Below are 23,315 nucleotides of genomic sequence, written 5' to 3'. Positions count from 1 at the left end.
GTGCCGGGGCGATTCAGCCGCTTTTTAGTTCATGATTGTTTACAAATCGACCGATTGGGTGGAGGCGCTGCGCCACCTGCGTGCTTCCGACGTCATTCGCCTGCTGCTGAAGCGCGTGCTCTGGGTGGGCCTCTACGCGGCCGTGGTCACGGGGCTGGTGGTGAAATACGACCGGTTCAACTTGAATGTCGACAAGGAGTTTTTCTCGTTCCTGGGCATCATGCTCAGTTTGTTGCTGGCCTTCCGGACCAACACCGCCTACGACCGGTTTTACGAAGGCCGCCGCCTCTGGGGCCAGCTCGTGAACAACTGCCGCAACCTGGCCGTGCTGCTGCACGCCCGCCTGCCGGCCCACGACCACGCCACCCGCACCTACCTGGCCCGCCTGCTGTCCAACTTTCCCATTGCCCTCGACGGCCACCTGCGCAAGGGCGTGCGCTTCGAAAAGCTCGAAGAAGCCGACGCCGGTTTTGTGGAGCGGCTGCAGCCGTTTCACCACGTGCCTTCGCGCCTGTCCGCGCTGCTGCAGGAGTCGTTCGAGCGGATGCTACGCGAGGAGGTGCTGCTGCCCAACCACCTCATCACGCTGCAGCGCCACCACGAGGCCCTGCTCGACGTGGCCGGCGCCTGCGAGCGCATCAAGGCCACGCCCATTCCCTTCTCTTACAGCTACTTCATCAAGGGCTTTGTCACGGTGTTTATCCTCATCATGCCCTTCAACCTGCTCGATACCTACGAGTGGCTCACGGTGCCCATCACCATGCTGGGCGCCTACGCGCTGCTGGGTGTGGAAATGATTGGCGACGAAATCGAAGACCCTTTCGGCAAAGACAGCAACGACCTGCCGCTGACCCAGATTTCGAACCGTATTCGGGCCAACGTGCACGAAATACTGGGTGTGGAGCTGCACGAGGACGTGCGCACCCTGGCCGACGTGCCCTACAGCGTGGTGTTTTAAATGTAGCGTGGACGCTGCGAGTCCGCGCATCGAATGAGTACTATCAGGCGCGGACTCGCAGTGTCCACGCTACGCCACCGCCTGCTTCTTATAAGCCCCCGGCGTCATTCCCTCGTACTTTTTGAACAGCGCCTGGAAGTACGACAGGTTGTTGAAACCCGCCCGTAAACACACCTCGGCCACGCTGGCCAGCGGGTGGCGCAGCAGCCGCTTGGCCTCGCTCAGCCGTTCCCGAATGATGTACTCGACCGGCGTTATGCCAAACTCGCGCTTGAACAGGCGGAAGAACGTGGCCTTGCTCATGCAGGCCAGCGCGCTCAGCTTGTCGATGCTCAGATTTTCGGCCAGGTGCTGCTTGATGTAGTCGACCACGGCCGCGAAGCGGTGCGTGGTGAGGTAGCGGGCGTAGTCGTGGAAAATGAGCTGGCGGGCCTGCGTCTGCATCAGCCGCACCAGCAGCTCCTGCAGGGTAAAGCCCGCCAGCACGTCCTTGTTGATGTCGGAAGTGCGCGACACGGCCACCAGGCGGCCCAGCGTATCGGTCAGCTCGGGGGTATTGGTGAGGTGGGCGTAGTCGGGGCCCTCTATTTTCCAAGGCGTGTGCACTTCGGCCTTGGGGTAGCGCTCATTGAGCAGGTCCACGGTGTGGCGAATGGTGTCGGGCGCGATGGCCACGGCCAGGCACTGCGTGGGCTGGCACAGGCAGGCGTCGGGGAAGTCGATTTCCATGAGCTCGTCCTTGTCCACCACCACGCTCTCGCCAGGGAGGTAGTCGAAGGCGGCGCGGCCGGGCAGGTGCATCACTTTCTTGCCGCGCAGCATGGTGGTCAGGGCCAGACCGTCGAGGCGCAGGGGCACGCGGTGGGCGGCGCGGTGCGTTTCAAACACGTTGAGCTCAAAGCCTTCGAGGTTGTACACCGTTCGGTTTTCAACCAATGAATGCAGGCGTTCGAGGGCCAGGGGGGCGACAGCGGCGGGCAAATGGACGCGGGAGGTCATGGCAAGAGCAGCTGGGTGGGGGAGTACTCACTTCCAACAAGGGGATGGGACGACAAGTTGCGACAATTTTAGCACTCTTTGCGATAATAGCACAACCCGCCGGGCCAGGGTAGGAGGGACCTTTACACCGTTTCCATTTCACCTTAATTCCCATCTTCAAAAGCCATGGCTGAAACCCTCGAAGAAACCACCACCGTGGTGGCCCGCCCCAAATTCAAGTCTCATTACGACAACTTCATCGGCGGAAAGTGGGTGCCCCCGGTGAAAGGCCAGTACTTCGAAAACCCCTCGCCCATCGACGGCAAGGCCTTCACCAAAGTGGCCCGCAGCACCAAGGAAGACATCGAGCTGGCCCTCGACGCCGCCCACGAAGCCTTCAAAACCTGGGGCAAAACCTCCGCCACCGAGCGCAGCAACATCCTCAACAAAATCGCCAACCGCATTGAGGAAAACCTCGCGCACCTCGCCGCCGTGGAATGCGTCGAGAACGGCAAGCCCATCCGCGAAACCACCTACGCCGACATGCCGCTGGTCATCGACCACTTCCGCTATTTCGCCAGCGTGATTCGGGCCGAGGAAGGCAACGTGACCGAACTGAACAGCAGCACCGTGTCGATGAACATTCAGGAGCCGCTGGGCGTCATTGGCCAGATTATTCCCTGGAACTTCCCGCTGCTGATGGCCACCTGGAAGCTGGCCCCCGCCATTGCGGCCGGCTGCACCGTGGTGATGAAGCCCGCCGAGCAAACCCCCGCCAGCATCATGGTGCTCATGGAGCTGATTCAGGACCTGGTGCCCGCCGGCGTGATTAACGTGGTGAACGGCTTCGGGCTGGAAGCCGGCAAGCCGCTGGCCTCGTCGCCGCGCATCCAAAAGGCCTCCTTCACGGGGGAGACGACCACCGGCCGCCTCATCATGCAGTATGCCTCCGAAAACCTGATTCCGGTGACGATGGAGCTGGGCGGCAAGTCGCCCAACGTCTTCTTCAAATCGGTGATGGATGCCGATGACGACTTTCTCGACAAGGCCATTGAAGGGGCCGTGATGTTTGCCCTGAACCAAGGCGAAATCTGCACCTGCCCCTCGCGCATGCTGGTGCACGAGGACATTTACGACGAGTTTATTGCCCGGGTGATTGAGCGCGTGAAAGCCATCAAGCTGGGCAATCCGCTGGACATGGAAACCATGATGGGCGCCCAGGCTTCGAACGACCAGTTCGAGAAAATCCTGAGCTACCTTGAAATCGGCAAGGCCGAAGGGGCCGAAGTGCTGACCGGCGGCGAGGCTTACACCCAAACCGACGGCGCCCTGGCCGAGGGCTACTACATCCAGCCCACCATGTTCCGAGGGCACAACAAGATGCGCATCTTCCAGGAGGAAATCTTCGGCCCGGTGGTGTCCGTGACGACCTTCAAAACCGTGGAGGAGGCCATCGAAATTGCCAACGACACGCTCTACGGCCTCGGCGCCGGCGTGTGGACCCGCGACGCGCACGAGCTGTACGAGGTGCCCCGCGCCATTCAGGCCGGCCGCGTGTGGGTGAACTGCTACCACGACTACCCCGCCGGTGCGCCCTTCGGTGGCTACAAAGCCTCCGGTTTCGGCCGCGAAAACCACAAGATGATGCTGAGCCACTACCGCCAGAACAAGAACATGCTCATCAGCTACAGCCAGCAGAAGCTGGGCTTCTTTTAGCAATGGGTGAATGAGTGAATGGCTGAATGGGTGAATGGTTTTTCATTCGCACATTCAGCCATTTATTCTTTGCCCTTGTGCGTATTGCGGGCTTTTTCTAGTACGGAGACAATTTCTAAGTATTCGTGCTCCAACCCAGTTAGCTTATCCGCCGACACAATGCCCGACTCTCTCAGGATTTCAAGCCATAACTGGCTTTCATCCGCTTCCTCGACGCAAACGCACAGTTTCGCGTATTGCTCTTTGGCGGAGCGGGCCCGGCACACGGCCCGATAATTTGCGGCCACCGAAGTAGCCGACCGCAGCAATTGCTTCCCTACTACTTGTGCTTCGCCAGTCTGCGGCAGACTTTGATACAGTCTGATAACTCGTAGCGCTGCTGTCTTGGTCCGTTGCCTGAACGTGTTGATGAAGCCAACCTTGGTAGAGGAATCCATGTGTCGTAATTAAAAGGAGGCTGAACATACAATTCATTCAGCCATTCAGCCATTCAGCCATTCACCCATTGATAGAAATGCCCACGCCCCGCGTCCTCGTCACTACCGCCGCCGAAGCCATCATCGACCTGCTCCGCGACGAGCACGGCCCGCTCATGTTTCACCAGAGCGGCGGGTGCTGCGACGGTTCCTCGCCCATGTGCTTCGCCAAGGGCGAGTTTCGGGTGGGTGGCAACGATGTGTGGCTGGGGCGCATTCACGGCTGCGACTTCTTCATGAGCGCCAGCCAGTTCGAGTACTGGAAACACACCCAGCTCACGGTGGACGTGGTCAAAGGCCGGGGCGCCAGTTTCTCGCTCGAAATCCCGTTGGGCGTGCGGTTTCTCATTCGCTCGCGGCTGTTCACCGAGGAAGAAGAGAAGGACATGGAGCCCGTATACGCCGGCGATGAAGTGCCGGAAGCGGTGTAGAGACGCAATATTTTGCGTCTCGTCGTTGAACTCGCACTAGCTTCGTCAGACGATTTCGTTCAACGACGAGACGCAAAATGTTGCGTCTCTACATCGTTTCTACAACGAAAAAATCCCTGCCGATATCGGCAGGGATTTTTTGTTAAAATTCAACTACCACCTACTTCACATTCGTCTGCGTGGCCAGCTGCACCGTTTTGGGGTCCACGGTGATTTCCTGCAGGCGCTTGGCCACGGCCGGGCTCATGCTTTCCTGGTAGCGGCCCTTGAGCTGGCCGGCCAGAAACTTCTCAGAAGCCGCAAACATGGCCATGTTGTTGACGGGGCGGGCAAAGCCGTGGCCCTCGTCGGGCGCACAGATGTACTGCACCGGGTAGTTGCGGTCGCGCAGGGCCACCACAATCTGGTCGGCTTCGGCCTTGTTCACGCGCGGGTCGTTGGCGCCCTGCACCACCATGAGCGGGGTTTTGATTTTATCGGCCGCCGTGAGCGGCGACATGCGGGCCAGGGCGGCGCGGCCTTCCGGCGTGCCGGGGTCGGCCATGCGGGCGTACATCTGCTTGCGGCCGGCCTCCCAGTAGGGCGGAATGGCGTTGAGCAGCGTAGTCAGGTTAGACGGAGCCACAATGGCCACGGCGGCGTTGTACACGTCGGGCGTGAAGGCCACGCCGGCCAGCGTGGCGTAGCCGCCATAGGAGCCGCCCATAATGCCCACGCGCTTGGGGTCGGCAATGCCCTGGGCCACGAGGTATTTCACGCCCCAGGTCAGGTCGTCCTGCATTTTGCGGCCCCATTCGCCGTTGCCGGCGTTCAGGAATTTCTTGCCGTAGCCGGTGCTGGCCCGGAAGTTGGGCGAGAGCACGGCATAGCCCCGGTTGGCCAGAAACTGGTGCATGGCGTTGAAGCCGTAGCTGTCGCGGGCCCACGGGCCGCCGTGCGGTAGGATGATGATGGGCAGGGTTTTCGCCGTCAGCCCCTTGGGCAGGGTCAGGTAAGCCGGAATCTCGAGGCCGTCCGACGACTTGTAGCGCACCACTTTCATGTCGGACAAATCCGCGGCTTTCAGCTTGGGCCGGGTTTCATACTGCTTGGTGAGCTGCTTGGTCTGGCGGTCGAATAGGTAGGCTACGCTGGGCTGCGTGGCCGAGCTGGCCGAGAGCAGCCACAGCCGCTCGTCCGTGGTGTTCGAGGCGGGGTAAATGTCCAGGCCCGGCAGCTTGCTGCTAATGAGCTTGAAATCGGCCTCAAATGCCTTGTCTTTCCACACGCGGCGCAGCCGGTCGTCCTCGAAGCTCACAAAAATGGGCTCGTGGGTTTTTTCCGACATGGCCAGGTTGCCCACGTCCACGCGCTTCAGCGGGTCGGCCTGGTAGGGCGTCTCCTTGCCGGTGGCGGGGTCCATGAGCACAATTTCGGCCAGGTCGCGGCCGGCGCCCATGTTGGTGGCCATATATACGTGCTGGTTGTCTTTGGCAAAGGCAATGGCGGCGCTTTGCTCGTCGATGCTCGTTTTGTAGAAGGGCACCATTTTGTCGCCCTCCACGCGCAGCCATTCGGTGCTGCCGTCGGGGTTCGAGCGCGAAGCCAGGCGCAGCTGGTCGTTCCAGTCAAATTCCCAGGCCCCGATGCGGTCGGTGTTCTGGCGCACCAGGGTTTTTTCGCCGGTGGTCAGGTTCAGCTTGTAGAGGTCGTGCCAGGCCTTGTCGCGGTCATTGAGGCCGATGTAGAGCGAATTAGGGTCGGAGAGCGGTGCGTTGAGCAGCTGCACGCGCACGCCCTTCAGGCCGGTGAGGTCGCGGGCGGTGGGCACGGCCTGGCCGGCGGGCAGGGCCTCGGCCGGGTTCACCGCGTAAATGTTGAAATTCTCGTCGCCGGCCTTGTCCTGGCTGTAGAGCAGGTACTTGCCGTCGCGGCTCCAGAAGTAGTTGCGCACCGGCCGGGCCTGGTCGTTGGTCATGGGCCGGGCCTGGTCGAAGGGCTCACTTAGGCCCTTCACCCAGATGTTGCGGGTGCCGTTGTAGGGCCGGATGAAGGACAGGAACTTGCCATCGGGCGAGAGCTGCGCGCCCGATATCTCAGGGTCGCCAAACAGCAATTCGCGGTCGATGATTGGGGGCTGGGCGCTGGCTTTGGTCGTTTGCGCCACGCCGGCGTGCGGAGTTGCCAGGGCCATCAGCAGGCCCAGGCCAAAAAGGAGTCGTCTCATAAGTAAGCAGAAAAAAGATGAATGTGTGTGCCGAATGTAAACAAAAACGCCCGGGCCGCAAGTGCGGCCCGGGCGTTTTTCAGGCGTAGTAAACATGTAGACAATGCTACATTTCCTGAAAATGATATAGGAACGTGACCACGCCCGCATAAGCCGGCTTTTTCTGGCCTTCTATTTCCAGCGTTACGCCCACGCGGGCTTTGGCAATGCCGCGCAGGTTGGCCACCGACAGCAGGGTGGCGCGCAGTCGCACCCGGCTGTTCACGGTCACGGCCTGGTTGAAGCGCAGGTTTTCGATTTCGTAGTTCACCTGCATTTTCAGGTTCTCGATGGCCACAATCTGCTGCCAGAGGTAGGGCAGCAGCGCCACTGTGAGGTAGCCGTGCGCAATGGTGGCCTGAAAAGGCGATTCGGCCTGCGCCCGCGCCGCGTCGGTGTGAATCCACTGAAAGTCGAGCGTGGCGGCGGCAAACTGATTAATCTGCTCCTGCGTGATGGTGTGAAGCTCGGACACGCCCAGCTCCTGGCCCACGCAGGCCTCCAGCTCGGCCAGGCTGCGAATGGTAATTTTTGACATAAAAAGTGGCGTACGGTTGCGGATTGAGGGCCGCAAACATACGCCACTATTAGAATCATAAGGAACCGTCATGCAGCGCGCAGCGAAGCATCGTGCGTGCTGCCACCAAACCAATCGTGAGGACGTTTTAAATTAGTAACAGCGGGCAAGATGCTTCGCTGCGCGCTGCATGACGTTCTTTCAGGTGCAACTCTAGCTCCGGCCGCCGAACACGCGGCGCAGGATTTCCGTGGTGCGGGCCACCGGGTTTTCGCGGATGTTGGCCTCTTCCTGGGCAATGAGGGTGAAGAGGCCGTCCACGGCCTTGCCAGTGGCGTATTGGTTGAGGTCGGGCTGCACTTTCTGCACCAGCGGCAGCTGGTTGTAGGTGGTGGCCAACTGGGTGTAGTAGCGCGTGGCGCCCACCTGGTCGAGGCTTTTCTGCATGATGGGCGCGAAGGCCGTGACGAGCTGCGTGGAGGTGGTGCGCTTCAGAAACTGGGTGGCCGCGTCCTTCTGGCCGGTCAGGATGTTCCACACATCCGAAAACGTGAGGCTTTTGATGGCCGAGATGAAAATGGGCTTGGCGCTGCGGGCCGCGTCTTCGGCGCCACGGTTCAGGCTCAGCTCAAACTTGTCGACCTGGCTGCCCAGGCCAATGCTGCGCAGCGTGGTGGCCACGCGCTGGGCATCGGGCGGGAACGGGATGCGGATGAGGCGGTTGAGGTAGAACCCATCAGTCTGTGAGGCCTGGTCGGCGCCCTTGCCGATGCCCTGCAGCAGGGCTTCCTTGAGGCCGTTGGCAGCCTCGGCACTGCTCAGGCCGTTGGTGCCCGCGGTGCTGGCGCCGCCTGCGGGCGTCTTGAGGATGTTCGGCAAATTGATGCCTTTGATGGTGGGCAGCTTGAACACCTGGGCCGAAGCCCCAAGGCTCGTGGCCAACACCAAAAGAAGCGCGGAGAGAATGATTTTTTTCATGGCAAAGACCAGCTAAGGAGCAACCGTAAGCGGCCTAACCAGCGCCCATTCCCACGGATATGGGCCGCTGGCGGCTACAGGTATTTGCTTTGCAAGGCCCGTGCCGCATCCCCAAACTCCGCCAAAGCCCGGGCAGAAAGCCCGAAATAATCGACCAATCTGCTACAGGCGGTCCAGCCGGCCGCCGTCTACGCGCACTTCGGCGCCCTGCACAAAGGCCGCATCATCGGAAGCCAGGTAGGCGATGGTGGCGGCCACGTCTTCGGGCCGGCCCACGTCGGCCTTGTCGATGACTTCGACGCCGGATTTCACGTTGGGGTTGTCCCAGAGCATGGGCGTGTCGATGGCGCCCGGCAGAATGACGTTGGTGCGAATGCCCTTGGGCTTGCCCTCCAGGCTCGACGAGCGGGTGAGCGACAGCATGGCGGCTTTGGCGGCCGCGTAGGGCGCCACCAGCGGGCTGGTTTCCACGGCGTGAATGCTGGCCACGTTCACGATGGTGCCGCCCGGCTTCATGTGCAGGAAGGCCTGCTTGGTGAAGAAAAAGGCGCCCAGTAGGTCCACGTTGAGGATGCGCGTCCAGTCGTCGCCGGTCAGCTCTTCCAGGGGTTTGAACTGCATCAGGCCGGCGTTATTTACCACCACGTCGAGGCGGCCAAATTTCTCCAGCGTGCCGGCCACGGTGGCTTCTACCTGGGCTTCGGCGGCCACGTTGCAGAGGCTGCCCCACACGTCGGGGGCGCCGGCGGCCTTCACTTCCGGCACGGCCGCGTCGAGGTTGGCCTGGTTGTAATCGGCAATGACGACGCGGGCGCCTTCGGCGGCCAGGCGCTTGCACACGGCCAGGCCAATGCCGCTGGCGCCGCCCGTAACGAGGACGACTTTATCGGTGAAACGGGTTTCCATAGTTGGGCGGAGATTGATGAAAAAGAATCGGAAAAGGCCGTCATGCTGAGCCTGTCGAAGCATCTCTGCCGCAGCAGTAAATGATTTTACTTGCGCAGTAGAGATGCTTCGACAAGCTCAGCATGACGTTTTGGAAAAACGACGAATCGAAGCCAACACCTCACGACTCCGGTGCGGCGTTCGCGGCGGTGGTCGACTTGTCGGCGGAGGCTTCTTTCACGTCCTGTTTTTGCTCGCGGGCCCAGGCGTCGTTGCTGTCCTGGGGCATCACGATGGGCACCTGCAGGCACACGCTTTGGGAGGGCAGCACCTGCCGCCAGTCCTCAATGATTTGCTTGTAGGCCGTGCCCACGGGGCGAATGTTGCGGTCGAGGTCGTAGAGGCCCACGGGGTTGAGGCGGCCGTTGTCTTCGCGCAGGGCCGTGTCCCAGTCCACCTGGTCGGTGAGCGAGTACCAGGTGAAGCCCACCATGGGCACGCCGTCGTTGCGCACGCGCAGCACGTTGGCCCACTCTTTCCAGAGCCAGTTCACGGCTTCGTCGCCCTTGGGCCCTTCCCAGATGTTGGTTTCGGTGTGCATCACGGGCAGGCGGTACCGGTCGTGGTACTGCGAGGTGATGACGTGGTAGCCAAATATTTCGCCCGAAGCGCGGGTGCTGCCGTCGGCCGACACGCGGTGCTCGTTGGTGTAGTAGTAGTCGTTGCCCATGATGCAGTGCCGCTTCATCTTGGTTTCGAGGAAGAAGTGGTACTCGTCGCGGGTCATGCCGTTGTCCAGCAGGAATTCGTACATGCTGCTGTTCACCCGCTTGCCATAGTTGAGGTCGAGCGACAGAAACCGCTCGGCGTTCATGGTTTCGGCGGGCTTGATGGCGGCCGGGTTTTCGGCGTGGAAATACTCCGACGACTCGCTCTGAATGAAAATGGCATCGGGCCGCACTTCCAGAATGGCCTGCATGGCCAGCACGTTGGCCTTCACGATGTATTTGAGGGCCGTCACGAAGGCCTTGTCGCCGGTCAGCTGCTCGTTCCACCAGCCGTAGCGGGCCGAAAACTGCGCGCAGATGTACATCTCGTTCACCGGCGTGTAGAGCTGCACCCACGGAAACCGCTGCGCAAACGCCTTGGCGTACTGCGCAAACAGCGCCGGAAACTCCGGGTTCTGGAAGTTGCCAATCCAGTCGGGCACGCCGAAGTGGCACAGGTCCACAATGGGCGCGATGTTGCGCCGCAGCAAATCCTGAAACGTGACGTCGGCAAAGCTCCAGTCGTACTTGCCCGGCCCCAGAAACGTGGTGTGAATGGGTGGCCCGTAGCGCAGAAAACAGATGCCCAGCTCCTGCACCAGGTCAAAATCCTTCTGCCAGTACTGGTAATGCTTGCATTTTTCCAGCTCGTCCACGCGCAGCTTGCCGTTTTGGATGGTGGGGTTGCTGTTTTCGATGCCGGTGGCAAAAAGGAACTGAGGGCCCATGCGAATAGGGGGTGAGGGTATGGGGGGGAGGGCGGGAGTTACCCGTAGTTGCAAGCGTTACTCCATTAGCCTCGTCGGTGTTGCATCTGGGCAGCGCTTTGTGGCAGCGGTGCCGGCCGGGCAATACTCAGCGCCAAATGATGAACTTAACCTGAATTCATGCTTCTACGTTGGCAGAAGGCCATCCCACTTTCCGCTTCTTCCCTTGCTATGAATCCGCTCGCCCATATCCTCGAACACAAGGTCGTTGCCATCGTGCGCGGCGCCAACCCGCCCGACCTGCTCCGCATTGCCCAGGCCCTGCACGCCGGCGGCGTCCGGATGATGGAAATCACGCTGAACTCGCCCGGCGCGCTGGCGTCCATCGAAGAAATTGCGCGCGAGATGGATGGCAAGCTGCTGGTGGGCGCTGGCACCGTGCTCGACCCCGAAACGGCCCGCGCCGCCCTGCTGGCCGGCGCGAAATACATCATTTCGCCCACCCTGAGCAAAAAAACCATTCGCATGACCAAGCGCTACGGCGCCGTCAGCATCCCCGGCGCCTACACCGCCACCGAAATTCTGAAAGCCTACGAGTGTGGCGGCGACATCATCAAGGTGTTTCCTGCTTCGGCCGGCGGCGCCGGGTACTTCAAGGACATTGCCGGGCCGCTGCCGCACATCCCGCTCATGCCCACCGGCGGCGTGTCGCTCGACAACATCAAGAGCTTTGCCGAGGCCGGGGCGAAGGCGTTCGGTGTGGGGAGTTCATTGGTCGACACCAGGCAGGCCGTGACGGACGAGTACCTGGCGCAGCTCACCGAAAAGGCGCGGGCGTTTGTGGCGGCCGGGGCGGCCGGTCCGACCGCCCTAGGCCGACCGGTTGACGCAACCACGTTCCGGTAAACAACGACACCCGGTCGGACCGCCTAGGGCGGTCGGACCGGGTACCATTACAGCGTTTTTAGCCCCTATGAAAATCACCCATTTTACCCTTTTCCAAGTGCCGCCGCGCTGGCTGTTTCTCAAAATCGAAACCGACACCGGCCTCGTGGGCTGGGGCGAGCCCGTGATTGAGGGCAAGGCTGCCACCGTGGCCACCGCCGTGGCGGAGCTGATGGAAAACCTCGTCGGCAAAAACCCGCTCAACATCGAAGACCATTGGCAGGTGATGTACCGCGGCGGCTTCTACCGCGGCGGGCCCATCCTCATGTCGGCCATTGCGGGCATCGACCAAGCCTTGTGGGACATCAAGGGCAAGTACCACAACGCCCCCATTCACCAGCTGCTGGGCGGCCGGGTCCGCGACACCATGCGCGTGTATTCCTGGATTGGCGGCGACCGGCCCCACGACGTGGGCCTGGCCGCCGCGGGCATGGTGGCCAAGGGCTTCACCGCCGTCAAAATGAACGGCACCGACGAAATGAACTACGTCGACTCGCACGTTAAAATCGACGAAGTGCTGGCCCGCGTGGCCGCCGTGCGCGAGGCTGGTGGCCCGGCCCTGGGCATTGGCATCGACTTCCACGGCCGCGTGCACAAGCCCATGGCCAAGGTGCTGGCCAAAGAGCTGGAGCCCTTCCACCCCATGTTCATCGAGGAGCCCGTGCTGCCGCAGAACAACGAGGCCCTGCGCGAAATAGCCCGGCACAGCAACATCCCCATTGCCACCGGCGAGCGCATGTTTTCGCGCTGGGATTTCAAGCAGCTGCTCATCGATGGCTACGTCGACATCATTCAGCCCGACCTCTCGCACGCCGGCGGCATCACCGAGTGCAAGAAAATCATCAGCATGGCCGAGGCCTTCGACGTGGCCGCCGCGCCGCACTGCCCGCTGGGGCCCATTGCGCTGGCGGCCTGCCTGCAGGTGGATGCCACCTGCCATAACGCTTTCATTCAGGAACAGAGCCTGGGCATTCACTACAACCGCGAAAACGACCTGCTCGATTACCTGACGGATAAAACGGTGTTCGACTACGAAAACGGCTATTGCAAAATTCCGGAAGGGCCGGGCCTGGGCATTACTATCAACGAGGAATACCTGCTGAGCCGCGCGGCCATCGGGCACAATTGGCGCAACCCCGTGTGGCGCAACGTGGATGGGAGCGTGGCGGAGTGGTAAGGGCGATGGCTTGATTACGCTAGAAATAAATTGACAAGAGAACGTCATGCAGAGCGCAGCGAAGCATCTCGCTCGCTCCGTTGCATTGGCATTGATTACTACCGCATGCGAGATGCTTCGCTGCGCTCTGCATGACGTTCTCGTAGCACTAATAACCCATGGACCCCAAAACCACCTTTCTCAGCTGCGACTGGGGCACCTCCTCGTTCCGCCTGCGCCTCGTGGAGCGCGAGACGCTGAAGATTCTGGCCGAGGAAAGCTCCAAGGAAGGCAATGCTGCCACCGCCGAGCTGTGGAAGCAGGCCGGCCAGCCCGCTGAGCAGCGCGTGGCGTTTTACCTGGCCATTGTTCAACGTCATCTAAAGAAGCTGGAGGAAGCCGTGAAAACCCCGCTGGATGACGTGCCGGTGATTATTTCGGGCATGGCGTCCTCCACGGTGGGTATGAAGGAGGTGCCGTACAAGCCGCTGCCCTTTGCCACCGATGGCTCCGACCTGGCCACGGAAACCATTGCCGCCACGGCCGACTTCCGGCACGAAGTACTGCTGATTTCGGGCGTGAAAAGTGCCGACGACGTGATGCGCGGCGAGGAAGTACAGCTGGTGGGCTGCCGGTTCGAAAACACGGCAGAGAAGCAGCTTTTCCTGCACCCCGGTACTCACGCCAAGCACGTGCTGGTGCAACATGGCCAGGCCGTTTCGCTGAAAACCTACATGACCGGCGAGCTTTTCTCGCTGCTTTCTACCAAAAGCATCCTGGCGGCGTCGGTGGCAGAAAGCGGCAAGCTGGAGGAAGGGAAGAACCGCGTATGGTTTGAGCAAGGCGTGCGCACCAGCCAAGAAGCCAATTTGCTGCACAATGCTTTTCTGGTGCGCACCAACGACTTGTTTAAAAAAGCCAGCAAGCCGGAAAATTATTTCTACTTAAGTGGCCTGCTCATCGGTAACGAGTGCAATGAGCTGCGGGCGAACATCCCGGCCGGCATCACGCTGGCGGGCGAGCCCGTGCTGGTGCAGCTCTACGGCGCCGCTTTGCAGGCGCTGGGCATTGCCGGGCGGTGCCCCGTGCGCACCAAAACCGCCGAGGAAGTAACCCTGAACGGCCATTTTGCCGTTCTTCAACACCACCTCTCCACGCCCAGCCACTAGCCAAAGCTGCTCGTCATGCAAGCCGAATCCATTCTGTCTGCGCAGGCCAAGCTGGGCGAAGGTGCCCTCTGGAACCCGGAAACGGCGCGGCTGTACTGGGTCGACATCGAAGGGCGGGCCCTGCACGTGTTCGACCCCGCCACGGGCGAAGACCGGCGCTACCCCACCGGCAAACGCATCGGCACCGTCGTGCCCATGCGCAACGGCCACGCGCTGGTGGCCCTGCAGTCCGGCATCCACGAAATCGACCTCGACAACGGCCACCTCACTCGCTTGGCCGACCCGCTCACCGACGAGTACCTGCGCTTCAACGATGGCAAATGCGACCCGGCGGGCCGCTTCTGGGTGGGCACTTTCGACCTGCAGGGCCGTGCCCAAGCCGGCACCCTCTACCGCTTCGACCCCGACGGCAGCACCCACGTCATGCTCCGCCACGTCACCAACTCCAACGGCTTGGCCTGGTCCCTGGACCAGCGCACGATGTACTACATCGACACGGCCACCCGCGCCGTGCGGGCCTTTGCTTACGACCACGCCACCGGCGCCATTGCCAACCCGCGCGTTTTCATTCGCATCCCCGAAGCCAGCGGCAGCCCCGATGGCATGACTCTTGACGCCGAAGGCAAGCTGTGGGTGGCCCTGTGGGGCGCCGGCCGCGTGCACCGCTACGACCCCGAAACGGGCGCCCTGCTGCAAGTCGTGCAGGCGCCCGCGCCGTTCACCTCGTCCTGCGCCTTCGGCGGGCCGGACCTGCGCACGCTCTACATCACCACGGCGCGGGCGGGCCTCACGCCGCAGCAGCTGCAGCAGTGTCCGTTGAGTGGCAACGTGTTTGCGGCCGAGCCGGGCGTGGCGGGCGTGCCGGCGTGCTTTTTTGGTGAATAACTTTCACGCAGCTGTTTAGGTCGCTAAGGCTGCCCAAGGTTCACCAAAAACCACGTTGAAATCCTCGTCAAGCTTGTAGGGATAATAATAGAGCGCCAGTTGGCCGTTTCGGGTGTCGAAATAGTCAATAGTTACGGTATCGCATTTTTCTAAGTGAGGCTCGGGCCTTACCAATGCATCGTAGGTAATGGCGTAGCTTCTGACCTCTTTGCGGACAACTCGTTCTTTGAACGCATTCCTCAACCCCTCGATGACCGAAGTGCTTACCGGATGTTCTTCTCCTGCCCAATAAGCAATGTTTTTTAACTCCCCACTGATTTCAATGGCCGCGCCAAAAGGGTAAAATTCTCCTTGCTGTTGACCCAATAATTTTTCGGCCATGTCCACCGAATGATTAATTATCCGGTGTAAATCGCTTTTTATTTCTTCGTCCATATGTATTGGCTTCAGTCGGCGACGGGGTGTTGAAATGTTAATGAATTACATCTCAACCACCTGCAGCTCGATGTCTACGTTGCGGCCGTGGTCGTCGGCGCAGGAGATTTTGACGGTGCCGCTGGGCGGACGGAAAAACACTCGCTCGGTGGCCGCCGCGGCTCGTAGAAACCGGTCGTTCACGTACCAGAATACCTGGCGGACCTCGCTACCGGCCGCGCAGCTCAGCAGCATTTGCTGCTTTTCGCCGCGGTTCAGCACGTACTCGGCGTGGTCGAGGGGCGAGGTAATGACCAGGGCGGCGCCGGTGCCTTCGTCGGCGTTCCGTACGAGCCGGCAGGCGGGGTTGTGGGCCGGCAGGCGCGATGCAGGCAGGCCTTGGGCCTCGCGAAAAGCCAGGACTTCGGGCAAGGGATTCAGAAACAGCTGCCGCTTGAAACCCGCTTCGGGCACGCAGGCCCGGCAGTAGGAAATGGCCCCATCGGCAGAAATAAGGGCTTCTTTCTGGTGCTCGCAGCGCCGGGCGGAGGAGGTGCCGGGCAGGTAGTAGTCGATGAGCTGGTTGGGGCAGTGCTCGCCGGGCACCAAGCCGGTTTCGGCACACACCAGCCGGAAGTCGAGGGTGGCGGGCGGGGTGGCCCAGCGGTTGGGCGAGTTATAGGCCAGGGAATTGAACAGGTCGAAAAGCAGGGGCGAGGCCACGTCGGCGCCCGTCAGCGCCGGGCTACCCTGCCCGCTAAAATTGCCCACCCACACGCCGATGGTGTAGTCGTGGTTGTAGCCGATGCTCCAGGCGTCGCGGCGGCCGTAGCTGGTGCCGGTTTTCCAGGCAATTTTGGGCAGGTGCCGGCTGTTCTGGTAGCCCATCGGCAGGTCGGGGCGCGTGCGCTGGGCCAGGATGTCGGTGATGAGGAAGGCCGCGGCGGGGGAGACGAGTCGTGCTGCCAGGACCTCACCCCCTGACCCCCTCTCCAAAAGAGAGGGGGCACCGGTTTGTACAGTCGACTTTTTAGCTGAAGTTATTTGGTGCATGTCCGGTGCCCCCTCTCTTTTGGAGAGGGGGTCAGGGGGTGAGGTCGACGCGGAGGGCGCCACTAGTCGCAAAGCTCGCCACCGCCCGCCATCCGCCAGGGCGGCGTACAGGCCCGTCAACTCCTCCAGCGTAGCGCCACAGCCGCCCAGGATGGTGCTCAGGCCCAGCTGCGGGGCTGCTTTGGCCACGCTTTTGAAGCTGGCGGCCCGTAGTTTATCCGTGAAGGTGGGCACACCCACCTCGGCCAGCACGCGCACGGCCGGGATGTTGAGCGAGTAGGTCAGGGCGCGCTCCACGGTCACTTCGCCGGCGCAGCTCTTGTCGAAGTTTTCGGGTCGAAAGCCGCTGAAATTGGTGGGCACGTCGGGCAGCTTCAGCTTCGGCGTCACAATGCCGCGGTCCACGGCCAGGGCGTAGAGGAAGGGCTTGAGCGTGCTGCCGGGCGAACGAATGGCCCGCACGCCGTCCACCTGCCCGGCGCTGGCAGCATCCTGAAAATCGGCCGACCCCACGTAGGCTTCCACGGCGCGGGTGCGGTTGTTCACCACCAGCACGGCGGCCTGCGAAATGCCCAGCTCGTGCAGGCGTCGCACGTAGTTGCGGGTCAGGTCCTCGGCATTGGCCTGCGGGCTGCGCCGCAGGGTGGAGCGGATGATGGGCTGTGTGGGAAACTGCGTGACCAAGCGCCGCGCCAGGTGCGGGGCCAGCGTGGGCGCCGCGTGGCGCTGCGCATCCAGCGGCTCCGCCAGGGCGTCGGCAATGTCCTGGTCCGGAAACAGGTGCTGCTGCTGGAACTGCCGCAGCCAGCGGTTGCGCTCGGCCAGAATCAGGGCGTTGTTTTTGCCCAGCACCAGCACGCGCGGTTGGTTCGGGATGATGGCCAGCGTGACGGTTTGGGCCAGGGAGAGGTAGTCGGGCGGCTGCTGGAAGTAGAGCTGCGCGGCCGATTTCACCCCTTCAATGTTGCCGCCATAAGGCACTAGGTTCAGGTAAAGCTGCAGAATTTCGGCCTTGCTGTAATGAGCTTCCAGCTGCATGGCGCGCAGCATTTCCTTCAGCTTGTTGCCGAAGGTGCGCTCCTTGGGCTCCAGCAGCCGGGCCACCTGCATGGTGATGGTGCTGGCCCCGGTGGTGCGGCCTTTTCGGAACATATTGCGCCCCGCGGCCTGCATTATCGCCACGGGGTTCACCCCCAAATGGTAGCGGAAATACCGGTCTTCCTTATTGATAATGGCCTGTTGCAAGGCCGGCGTGATTTCCGCCAGCTCGGTTTTCATGCGCCACTTTTGCGTGGGGTTCAGGAAGGCGTGGAGCACGCTGCCGTCGGCCGCCAGCACGATGGGAGAATAACGCGGCGCAGGCGGTAGGGGAAACAGCCAATCGAGCAAAAAAAGCACGCCGACTAAGGCCAGTACCGCACTGGCCGCCAGCTTAAGCCGCTTGGTCACTCGGAATCTCATTTCACCCGTACCACCCCGGCCCCGTTGTAGCTGTGGTACTCCGCGTTGTACATCGCATCCGCATTCACCGGGCCCAACTTAAATGTGCCTTTCGACACGGCGCGGCAGAGGTAGTAAAAATGCTGCGGCGTACTCGTGGCCGTGGCAAACATGTTAATCCGGTCGTCGCGCACATCCAGGTAATCGGGCGTGCTGGCGTCCTTCGCCCAATCCAGCTCGCGCAAAGCGCCGATGCGCGGGTTTTCAATTTCCAGACCAGCGGGCAGCAAGTCGGTGATGGCTACGTTTTTGATTACCCCGGCCGCGTCGCCGGCTTCGAGCGTGAGCTTCACTACTACCAAATCATTTTGGCGGAAGGTGGGCGTGCCCAGCGGGGCGCCGTCGCGGGTGAGGAACTGGCGGCGCACTTTCAGGTAAGAATCTTCCTCGTGCACCTGGCCGCTGGCCGAGATGCCCTCGGTTTCCCAGAAGTAGTAGAGGCTGCCGCGGCCGGCGCTGCGGATGCTCACGTTGCGGTTGGCCACGTTGCGCACGGCGAGGTCTTTGCCGGTGAAATTGCCGGCTGGTTTGCCGTCGATGAAGAGGGCGGCGGTGGCGGTGCTGCGGGTGTTTTGGCGGGCTACTTTGCCGAGGGCCAGTAGGGCGAAGGCACTTTCCTGGGTGTTGAGCCAACCGGCCGCTTTCATCCGGCGGCTGAGCTGGCGGGCCATGCCGGGGATTTGCGGGTTGTTGGGGTCGGTGCTGACGAGGGCGTTGAGCATGAGGCCGAGGTCGCGGATGGGGGAGTAGAACGAGCCGTCGAGGGCACGCTTGGCCGCTCGCTCGCTGCCGAACTTGGCGGGCAGCAGCTCGCGGAAGGCGCGCTGGTTGCCGAGCAGGCTCTGCGTACAGGCCAGTAGGAATTTGGCGTCTTCGGTGAGCAGAGGGCGGTTGGCGCGGTAGTAGCTCAGGGCCACGGGGTCCTGGCGGCCGGCCAGGGCCAGGACGTAGAGCGAGTAAGTGATTTCGCGGCTGGCGATGGTGCGTTCGCGGGCAATGTTGTTGACGTCGAAGTACTGGTAGGGCTCGGTTTCGCGTTTTTTGAGGCGGAAGGCCAGGTATTTCAGCACCTTGTCGAGGACGGATTTATTCACCGCGAAGCCGGCCTGCTGGGCTTCCTGCAGGAAATGGGCGGCGTAGGCGGTGGCCCACCAGTTGTCGTAGTCGCCGCCCGGCCAGTAGCTCAGGCTGCCGTTGTAGAGCTGCATCGCCTCAATCTTGCGGATGGCTTCCTGCACGTGGTAGTTCGGGTTGTAGCGCTGCGCTTTAGGCCCGGCCCCGGTTTTCTGCTGCAAAGTGGCCGCCAAATCGGCGTAGTAGAGCTGCGGGAAGGCGGCCGACACGGTTTGCTCCAGGCAGCCGTAGGGGTATTGCAGCAGGTAGCGCAAATCCTTGCTGAACTCCGTGAGCGGCGAGCGGCTCACAACAAGCCGGCTGGTGAGTGAGGCGGGCAGGAAATCGGTTTTCAGGTTGAGCGGGAGCGTGGCCCCGCCGGCAATCACGCCGCTGCCGGTGCGCTTTTCGAGCGAGGCGGCTGGGCGAACGGGGAGTTCGATTTCTTCACGGAATTTCTCTGTCGACGATTGAAAAACCGTGTTAACAATGCCATTGCCACTCAATTGATTAGCCCGAACCCGATAAACAATTCGCTTCTCGCTGTTAGGGCCCAGCGTAATTCTGCGGCCGGTCCTATCACCGGGAATGGCTGTTTCCGCTTCCTGCAAATCTTCGGCAGAAGGAATAGCTACTAAAGCCCCTTGAGTTGCTATCCGCGAAGGTTTAGGGTCGTGCGTGTTCAAAATGATTCCAGCGAACCCAGTGATTCCTCGCGCAGTTGTGTTCGTGAAAGTCACCGGCACATCAATCGTATCGCCCGGGCTCATAAACCGCGGCAGCGCCGTCGAAATCACCACCGGGTCAGCCACCTTCATGGTGAACTCGCGCGAGTTGAACGCATCGTCTTTGTAGGCCACGGCCATGATGCGGAGTGCCCCGCTGAACTGCGGCACGCGCACCCGGTAGAGCACTTTGCCGTCGGCATCGGCGGTGAGCACGCCGCTCCACTTGGCCACCAGTTTCACGCGGCGGTTGGGCACGGGGTTGGTGCGGCGGCGCATGTCGGCGGCGTCGCCCCCGCTGCTGCTGGTGCCCAGTTCCGGCAAGATGAATGGGTACACGTCGAAGGCCGATACTTCGAGGGCGCGCTTCTGGTAGAAGTAGGCGTGCGGGTCGGGCGTCTGGTAGTTTTTGAGCTGCAGAATGCCCTCGTCCACCACGGCCAGCGTGACCTGGGCGCGGGGCGCGGTGGTTACTTCCACCGTTTGCCAGGTTTGGGAGCGGCTGGCAGCCGGCGCGGCCAGGGCCAGGGCGAGGCGCGAATCGGCTTTTTCCACCGTGAGGGGCAGGAAGCCGCGGGCCACGGTGAGGGGCAGGCGGTCGTGGCCGTCGAGGGCGCGCACAGCTGTGGCGGTGATGTACACGTTGGGCACATGCTCGCCCTTGATTGGCACCTTCACCTCGGCCGCCTTGCCGTCGGTGCTCACGTAGAAATGGTCGAGCACGTTGGCCCGCTCCACCGTTACCAGGATGCGGCCGGCGAAGGGCGCTTTGAGCAGGAGCCGGGCGGTTTCGCCGGGTTCGTACTTGGGCTTGTCGGCCTCGATGGTGACGGCGCCCTCGTTGTTCACCTCGAAGGAATTGGCCTGGGTGTCGCCGTAGCCATAGGCGTAAAAGGGCTGCGTGACGTAGCTGGTGGCCCCCGGCCGGCTCACGCGCACCTCGTACTCGCCCGAGTAAATGGGCGTGAACGTGAAGCTTGTTTCGGCCCCCACGGGGCGGGTTTGGCTCAGAATGGTTTGCTCGCGCTGCTGCGAATTGTACACGTAGCGGCCGCCCTGGCGCTCCAGCACGGTTTCCCAAAGCTTGCGCACCACCTTGATTTCGGCCGGTGCGGTGGTGGGCTTGCCGGCGGGCGTGAGGGCCAGCAGCTTCACCGTGAGGGCGTGTTTGGTGCCGATGAGGTCGGGCAGATTGGCGATGCCGAACATGGTGGCCTGCGTCTGCACGTCGAAGGTGGCGAGCCGGTTCACGGGCCGGCCGGTTTCGTCGAATACGGTGGCGAAGGCCACGCCTTCCAGCGTGCCGAGGTCGCGGTAGTCGGGCACGGTGTAGGCGGCCGTGCCTTTGCCGGTGGCGTCGGTGGTGCCTTCGCGCACGGTTTTCTCGAAGCGCGAGGTGAGGGCGCTTTCGCTGGTTTCCTCGCCGTCTTCGCTGGTGGTTTTGCGCTTTTCGCCGCTGTTGATGGTGAAGTTGTAATTGGGGTAATTCTTCGGCGCAAACGCCTTCTGCTTGAGTGAGAATTCGACCTCAAACTTGCGGTCGGCCGCGGGCGGGCCAAACAGGTTCATGGCCGTGATGCTGGCCGTCACGTCCTGGCCCGGTTTGAGCACGGCGGGGGCGGCCGTCACCGTCACCTTCATGCGGTCGGGGATGAATTCTTCCACGCTGATTTGGCGCGAGGTCAGCAGCACGTCGTTGCCGGTCAGCACTTCCAGGGTGTAGAGGCCGGTCATCACGGTGGGCGGCAAAATGAAGCTGCTCTCGAAGCTGCCCGCTGCGCTCAGCTTCTGCCGCAGGCTGCTGTATTCCTTGCCGCTGGGCAGCAGCAGGCGGATTTTCACGGGCAGGCCGGCAGCCGGGCTTTTCCAATCTTCGGTGCGCACCACGGTATTCGTCCGCACGGTGTCGCCGGGCCGGTAGAGGTTGCGGTCGCCGTACAAAAACGCCTGGTAGTGCGCTGCGTTCGAGGTCAGCCCGCCCACTTCGAAGCGGGAGGTTTCGACCCGGCTTTTGGTCAAATCCAGAAACGAAAAGTCGGCTTCCTTCGTGGCCGTAATCATGCCCAGCTTAAACCGCTTCATGCTGGCCGCCGAGTCGAACTGCGCCACGCCGGAGTTATCAGTCGTGGTGCTGCCAATCACCTGATTATTCGAGCTCACCAGGTTCACCGTGACGCCGCTCAGCGGCTGTGCGGTCCGGATAGAATTGGCAAATACCACCGTGCCGCCCGTGGCACCCTGCTTCACAATCAGACCGATGTCCGTCACGGCCACTAGCTTGCTCACCTGCAGCCACTGCCGTTCGGTATCCTGCACCCGAATGACGTACAGCCCCTTCATCGGCCCCTGAAACTCCAGGTCTTTCAGGTTGATATTCAGCAGGCGCAGGCCGGCTTCCTTGGGCAGGCCATTCACCGAAATGGTGCGCTCCGACAGCACATTGCCGATGTTTTCGGTGTCGTAGTACTGGAAGCTGCGGTCGATGTAGTTGCCTTCCTCGTCGGTGTTCGATTCGCGCGGTTCGTCTTCGTCGTATTCGGGGTAGCCGTACTGCTTTTCGCCGCGCAGCAGCTGCTGGATGTTGTTGGCGTACACCTTCGCAATGGTCACCTTCACCTTCTGCACCTGGTTGATGCGCAGGCCCAGGTTGCGGGCGCCCAGCGCGTCGAGGTACATGGCTTTGTCGGAGGTCGAAAAGTCCAGGCTCGGCCGCTCCGCCTCAAACGACACGGTTTGGCTGAACTTGTCGTTCAGCACGCCGCCCAGCGTGCCGCGCGTACCCTGCGCCAGCGCAATCTGGTAGGACTTACCCACCTCAAAACCGCCCTTGAGCACGAAGCCGCTTTCCACGGTTTCAACCGAAAAAGCCACTTTAGGCGTCACTTTGAGGTTGGGCTCGATGTCGGGCGCGGCCACGGGCTGGTTGGTGAGCACCGTCACCACGGGCTGGCCGTTGAGCAGCGAGCCCGTCAGCTCGCGCACTTCCAGGGTTTGCTGGTCGGGTACGTCGGCCTGGGCCGTGAGGGTGGCATCCGTCGCAATGGTGCCGGTAGCCGGTTTCAGGCCCGGCGCAATGTCGACCTGCAGCGGCGAGCCCGGCCGCACCTCCTGCTTGAAGGTCAGGCCCAGCGTGGCATCCGGCTCGGCCGAATTGATTTCCACGGCCACGGGTTTGCCGTCCTGGGTCACGCGCAGGCGGGGCCGCACGTCGGCGGGCCGCACGGGGTAGTTGAACACGAGGTTGGCGGCCAGCTCGGCCGTGCCCGCCGCCCGCTTCGAGGCGCCGTAGAATACCTGCGGCGCCGCCATCTTCAAATACGGCGTGTGGAAGGCCCGGCGGTTCAGGGCCAGCTCCTGCTTGCCGCTGGGCATGTTCTCGCCCCGCAGCGCGGCCTTGAACACCGTGCTGGGCCGAAAGGGGCTCAGCGGCGAAAACGTCAGTTCGTGCGCGCTGGTCCACTTGAACCGCCCCGGCACCGCCGGCGAAAACTGCACAAACTGCGTGGTGTCCCACTGATTGATTTTGCTGGCGTCCACCACCGCGTCGTCAAACGTGAAGGTGATGTTGGCGTAGGGGTCAATTTCCTCCCCATCGGTCTGCTCCTGGGCGGCCTGCTCCTGAGCCGATTTTTTAGAGCACGACGAAGCGGCCAACAGCAACAGCAGCAGTGGCAAAAAACGGAAACGGGCCAGCATG

The 23,315-nt window shown here is 62.0% G+C and carries 17 protein-coding genes; 7 read left to right on the top strand and 10 right to left on the bottom strand.

Going from position 1 to position 23,315, the window contains the following annotated elements; all coding sequences use genetic code 11:
* Nucleotides 1-31 precede the first annotated feature (31 nt).
* A complete protein-coding gene (locus MUN81_RS18595) occupies nt 32-958 on the top strand; it encodes a bestrophin family ion channel (protein WP_245113217.1) in 927 nt (308 codons plus the stop codon).
* Between the two features lie 69 nt (nt 959-1,027).
* Here the strand turns inward: MUN81_RS18595 and MUN81_RS18590 are convergent, their stop codons facing one another.
* Complete coding sequence (locus MUN81_RS18590) at nt 1,028-1,957, bottom strand: AraC family transcriptional regulator (RefSeq protein WP_245113216.1); 930 nt, start codon at nt 1,955-1,957, stop codon at nt 1,028-1,030.
* A 165-nt stretch (nt 1,958-2,122) separates the two neighbouring features.
* Between MUN81_RS18590 and MUN81_RS18585 the strand changes: the two genes are divergently transcribed.
* The gene (locus tag MUN81_RS18585) at nt 2,123-3,652 is read left to right on the top strand and encodes an aldehyde dehydrogenase family protein (RefSeq protein ID WP_245113214.1); all 1,530 of its coding nucleotides are present in this window, start codon (nt 2,123-2,125) and stop codon (nt 3,650-3,652) included.
* Between the two features lie 62 nt (nt 3,653-3,714).
* Here MUN81_RS18585 and MUN81_RS18580 read toward each other — a convergent pair whose 3' ends face one another.
* Nucleotides 3,715-4,089: a four helix bundle protein gene (locus MUN81_RS18580; RefSeq protein ID WP_245113212.1), complete on the bottom strand. Its 375-nt coding sequence runs from the start codon at nt 4,087-4,089 to the stop codon at nt 3,715-3,717.
* Nucleotides 4,090-4,166: 77 nt separating this feature from the next.
* On the opposite strand from MUN81_RS18580, the gene MUN81_RS18575 reads away from it, so the two are divergent.
* Nucleotides 4,167-4,559 carry a DUF779 domain-containing protein gene (locus tag MUN81_RS18575; protein ID WP_245113210.1) on the top strand — a complete coding sequence of 131 codons (393 nt, stop codon included), beginning with the start codon at nt 4,167-4,169 and terminating at the stop codon, nt 4,557-4,559.
* Between the two features lie 160 nt (nt 4,560-4,719).
* Here the strand turns inward: MUN81_RS18575 and MUN81_RS18570 are convergent, their stop codons facing one another.
* The 5 genes from MUN81_RS18570 to MUN81_RS18550 all read right to left on the bottom strand — a co-directional run bounded on the left by MUN81_RS18570 (nt 4,720) and on the right by MUN81_RS18550 (nt 10,679).
* Nucleotides 4,720-6,765 carry a S9 family peptidase gene (locus MUN81_RS18570; protein ID WP_245113207.1) on the bottom strand — a complete coding sequence of 682 codons (2,046 nt, stop codon included), beginning with the start codon at nt 6,763-6,765 and terminating at the stop codon, nt 4,720-4,722.
* Between the two features lie 106 nt (nt 6,766-6,871).
* The gene (locus MUN81_RS18565) at nt 6,872-7,342 is read right to left on the bottom strand and encodes a MaoC family dehydratase (protein WP_245113204.1); all 471 of its coding nucleotides are present in this window, start codon (nt 7,340-7,342) and stop codon (nt 6,872-6,874) included.
* 192 nt (nt 7,343-7,534) lie between these two features.
* Nucleotides 7,535-8,299, bottom strand: a complete 765-nt coding sequence (locus MUN81_RS18560) for a DUF4197 domain-containing protein (protein ID WP_245113201.1) — start codon at nt 8,297-8,299, stop codon at nt 7,535-7,537.
* A 162-nt stretch (nt 8,300-8,461) separates the two neighbouring features.
* Nucleotides 8,462-9,205, bottom strand: a complete 744-nt coding sequence (locus MUN81_RS18555; RefSeq protein WP_245113198.1) for an SDR family NAD(P)-dependent oxidoreductase — start codon at nt 9,203-9,205, stop codon at nt 8,462-8,464.
* A gap of 160 nt (nt 9,206-9,365) precedes the next feature.
* Entirely contained in the window at nt 9,366-10,679 is a 1,314-nt protein-coding gene (locus tag MUN81_RS18550) for a family 1 glycosylhydrolase (protein ID WP_245113196.1), read from the bottom strand.
* A gap of 210 nt (nt 10,680-10,889) precedes the next feature.
* Between MUN81_RS18550 and MUN81_RS18545 the strand changes: the two genes are divergently transcribed.
* From MUN81_RS18545 to MUN81_RS18530, 4 genes are all read left to right on the top strand, one after another.
* Entirely contained in the window at nt 10,890-11,564 is a 675-nt protein-coding gene (locus MUN81_RS18545; protein WP_245113194.1) for a bifunctional 4-hydroxy-2-oxoglutarate aldolase/2-dehydro-3-deoxy-phosphogluconate aldolase, read from the top strand.
* Nucleotides 11,565-11,631: 67 nt separating this feature from the next.
* A complete protein-coding gene (gene dgoD, locus MUN81_RS18540; RefSeq protein WP_245113193.1) occupies nt 11,632-12,780 on the top strand; it encodes a galactonate dehydratase in 1,149 nt (382 codons plus the stop codon).
* A gap of 158 nt (nt 12,781-12,938) precedes the next feature.
* Nucleotides 12,939-13,928: a 2-dehydro-3-deoxygalactonokinase gene (locus MUN81_RS18535; protein WP_245113184.1), complete on the top strand. Its 990-nt coding sequence runs from the start codon at nt 12,939-12,941 to the stop codon at nt 13,926-13,928.
* Nucleotides 13,929-13,943: 15 nt separating this feature from the next.
* Nucleotides 13,944-14,813, top strand: a complete 870-nt coding sequence (locus tag MUN81_RS18530; RefSeq protein WP_245113182.1) for an SMP-30/gluconolactonase/LRE family protein — start codon at nt 13,944-13,946, stop codon at nt 14,811-14,813.
* Nucleotides 14,814-14,828: 15 nt separating this feature from the next.
* Here MUN81_RS18530 and MUN81_RS18525 read toward each other — a convergent pair whose 3' ends face one another.
* From MUN81_RS18525 to MUN81_RS18515, 3 genes are read right to left on the bottom strand one after another with little or no spacing between them, the layout of a single operon-like run.
* The gene (locus MUN81_RS18525) at nt 14,829-15,248 is read right to left on the bottom strand and encodes a hypothetical protein (RefSeq protein ID WP_245113180.1); all 420 of its coding nucleotides are present in this window, start codon (nt 15,246-15,248) and stop codon (nt 14,829-14,831) included.
* A 45-nt stretch (nt 15,249-15,293) separates the two neighbouring features.
* On the bottom strand, nt 15,294-17,729 hold the full coding sequence (pbpC, locus tag MUN81_RS18520; protein WP_245113178.1) for a penicillin-binding protein 1C: 2,436 nt from the start codon (nt 17,727-17,729) through the stop codon (nt 15,294-15,296).
* An 8-nt stretch (nt 17,730-17,737) separates the two neighbouring features.
* Entirely contained in the window at nt 17,738-23,314 is a 5,577-nt protein-coding gene (locus MUN81_RS18515; protein ID WP_245113177.1) for an MG2 domain-containing protein, read from the bottom strand.
* Nucleotide 23,315: the final 1 nt, after the last annotated feature.

The sequence above is a fragment of the Hymenobacter sp. 5317J-9 genome, from assembly GCF_022921075.1.
Classification (GTDB): Bacteria; Bacteroidota; Bacteroidia; order Cytophagales; family Hymenobacteraceae; genus Hymenobacter.
Note: the sequence above shows the minus strand (reverse complement) of the source record. Positions and strands in the feature narration are given on the sequence as shown.

What these genes read in the sequence shown, in the direction of transcription:
- MUN81_RS18595 (WP_245113217.1), top strand. Translation starts at nt 32, where the DNA reads ATGATTGTTTACAAATCGACCGATTGGGTGGAGGCGCTGCGCCACCTG.
- MUN81_RS18590 (WP_245113216.1), bottom strand. Translation starts at nt 1,957, where the DNA reads ATGACCTCCCGCGTCCATTTGCCCGCCGCTGTCGCCCCCCTGGCCCTC.
- MUN81_RS18585 (WP_245113214.1), top strand. Translation starts at nt 2,123, where the DNA reads ATGGCTGAAACCCTCGAAGAAACCACCACCGTGGTGGCCCGCCCCAAA.
- MUN81_RS18580 (WP_245113212.1), bottom strand. Translation starts at nt 4,089, where the DNA reads ATGGATTCCTCTACCAAGGTTGGCTTCATCAACACGTTCAGGCAACGG.
- MUN81_RS18575 (WP_245113210.1), top strand. Translation starts at nt 4,167, where the DNA reads ATGCCCACGCCCCGCGTCCTCGTCACTACCGCCGCCGAAGCCATCATC.
- MUN81_RS18570 (WP_245113207.1), bottom strand. Translation starts at nt 6,765, where the DNA reads ATGAGACGACTCCTTTTTGGCCTGGGCCTGCTGATGGCCCTGGCAACT.
- MUN81_RS18565 (WP_245113204.1), bottom strand. Translation starts at nt 7,342, where the DNA reads ATGTCAAAAATTACCATTCGCAGCCTGGCCGAGCTGGAGGCCTGCGTG.
- MUN81_RS18560 (WP_245113201.1), bottom strand. Translation starts at nt 8,299, where the DNA reads ATGAAAAAAATCATTCTCTCCGCGCTTCTTTTGGTGTTGGCCACGAGC.
- MUN81_RS18555 (WP_245113198.1), bottom strand. Translation starts at nt 9,205, where the DNA reads ATGGAAACCCGTTTCACCGATAAAGTCGTCCTCGTTACGGGCGGCGCC.
- MUN81_RS18550 (WP_245113196.1), bottom strand. Translation starts at nt 10,679, where the DNA reads ATGGGCCCTCAGTTCCTTTTTGCCACCGGCATCGAAAACAGCAACCCC.
- MUN81_RS18545 (WP_245113194.1), top strand. Translation starts at nt 10,890, where the DNA reads ATGAATCCGCTCGCCCATATCCTCGAACACAAGGTCGTTGCCATCGTG.
- dgoD (WP_245113193.1), top strand. Translation starts at nt 11,632, where the DNA reads ATGAAAATCACCCATTTTACCCTTTTCCAAGTGCCGCCGCGCTGGCTG.
- MUN81_RS18535 (WP_245113184.1), top strand. Translation starts at nt 12,939, where the DNA reads ATGGACCCCAAAACCACCTTTCTCAGCTGCGACTGGGGCACCTCCTCG.
- MUN81_RS18530 (WP_245113182.1), top strand. Translation starts at nt 13,944, where the DNA reads ATGCAAGCCGAATCCATTCTGTCTGCGCAGGCCAAGCTGGGCGAAGGT.
- MUN81_RS18525 (WP_245113180.1), bottom strand. Translation starts at nt 15,248, where the DNA reads ATGGACGAAGAAATAAAAAGCGATTTACACCGGATAATTAATCATTCG.
- MUN81_RS18515 (WP_245113177.1), bottom strand. Translation starts at nt 23,314, where the DNA reads ATGCTGGCCCGTTTCCGTTTTTTGCCACTGCTGCTGTTGCTGTTGGCC.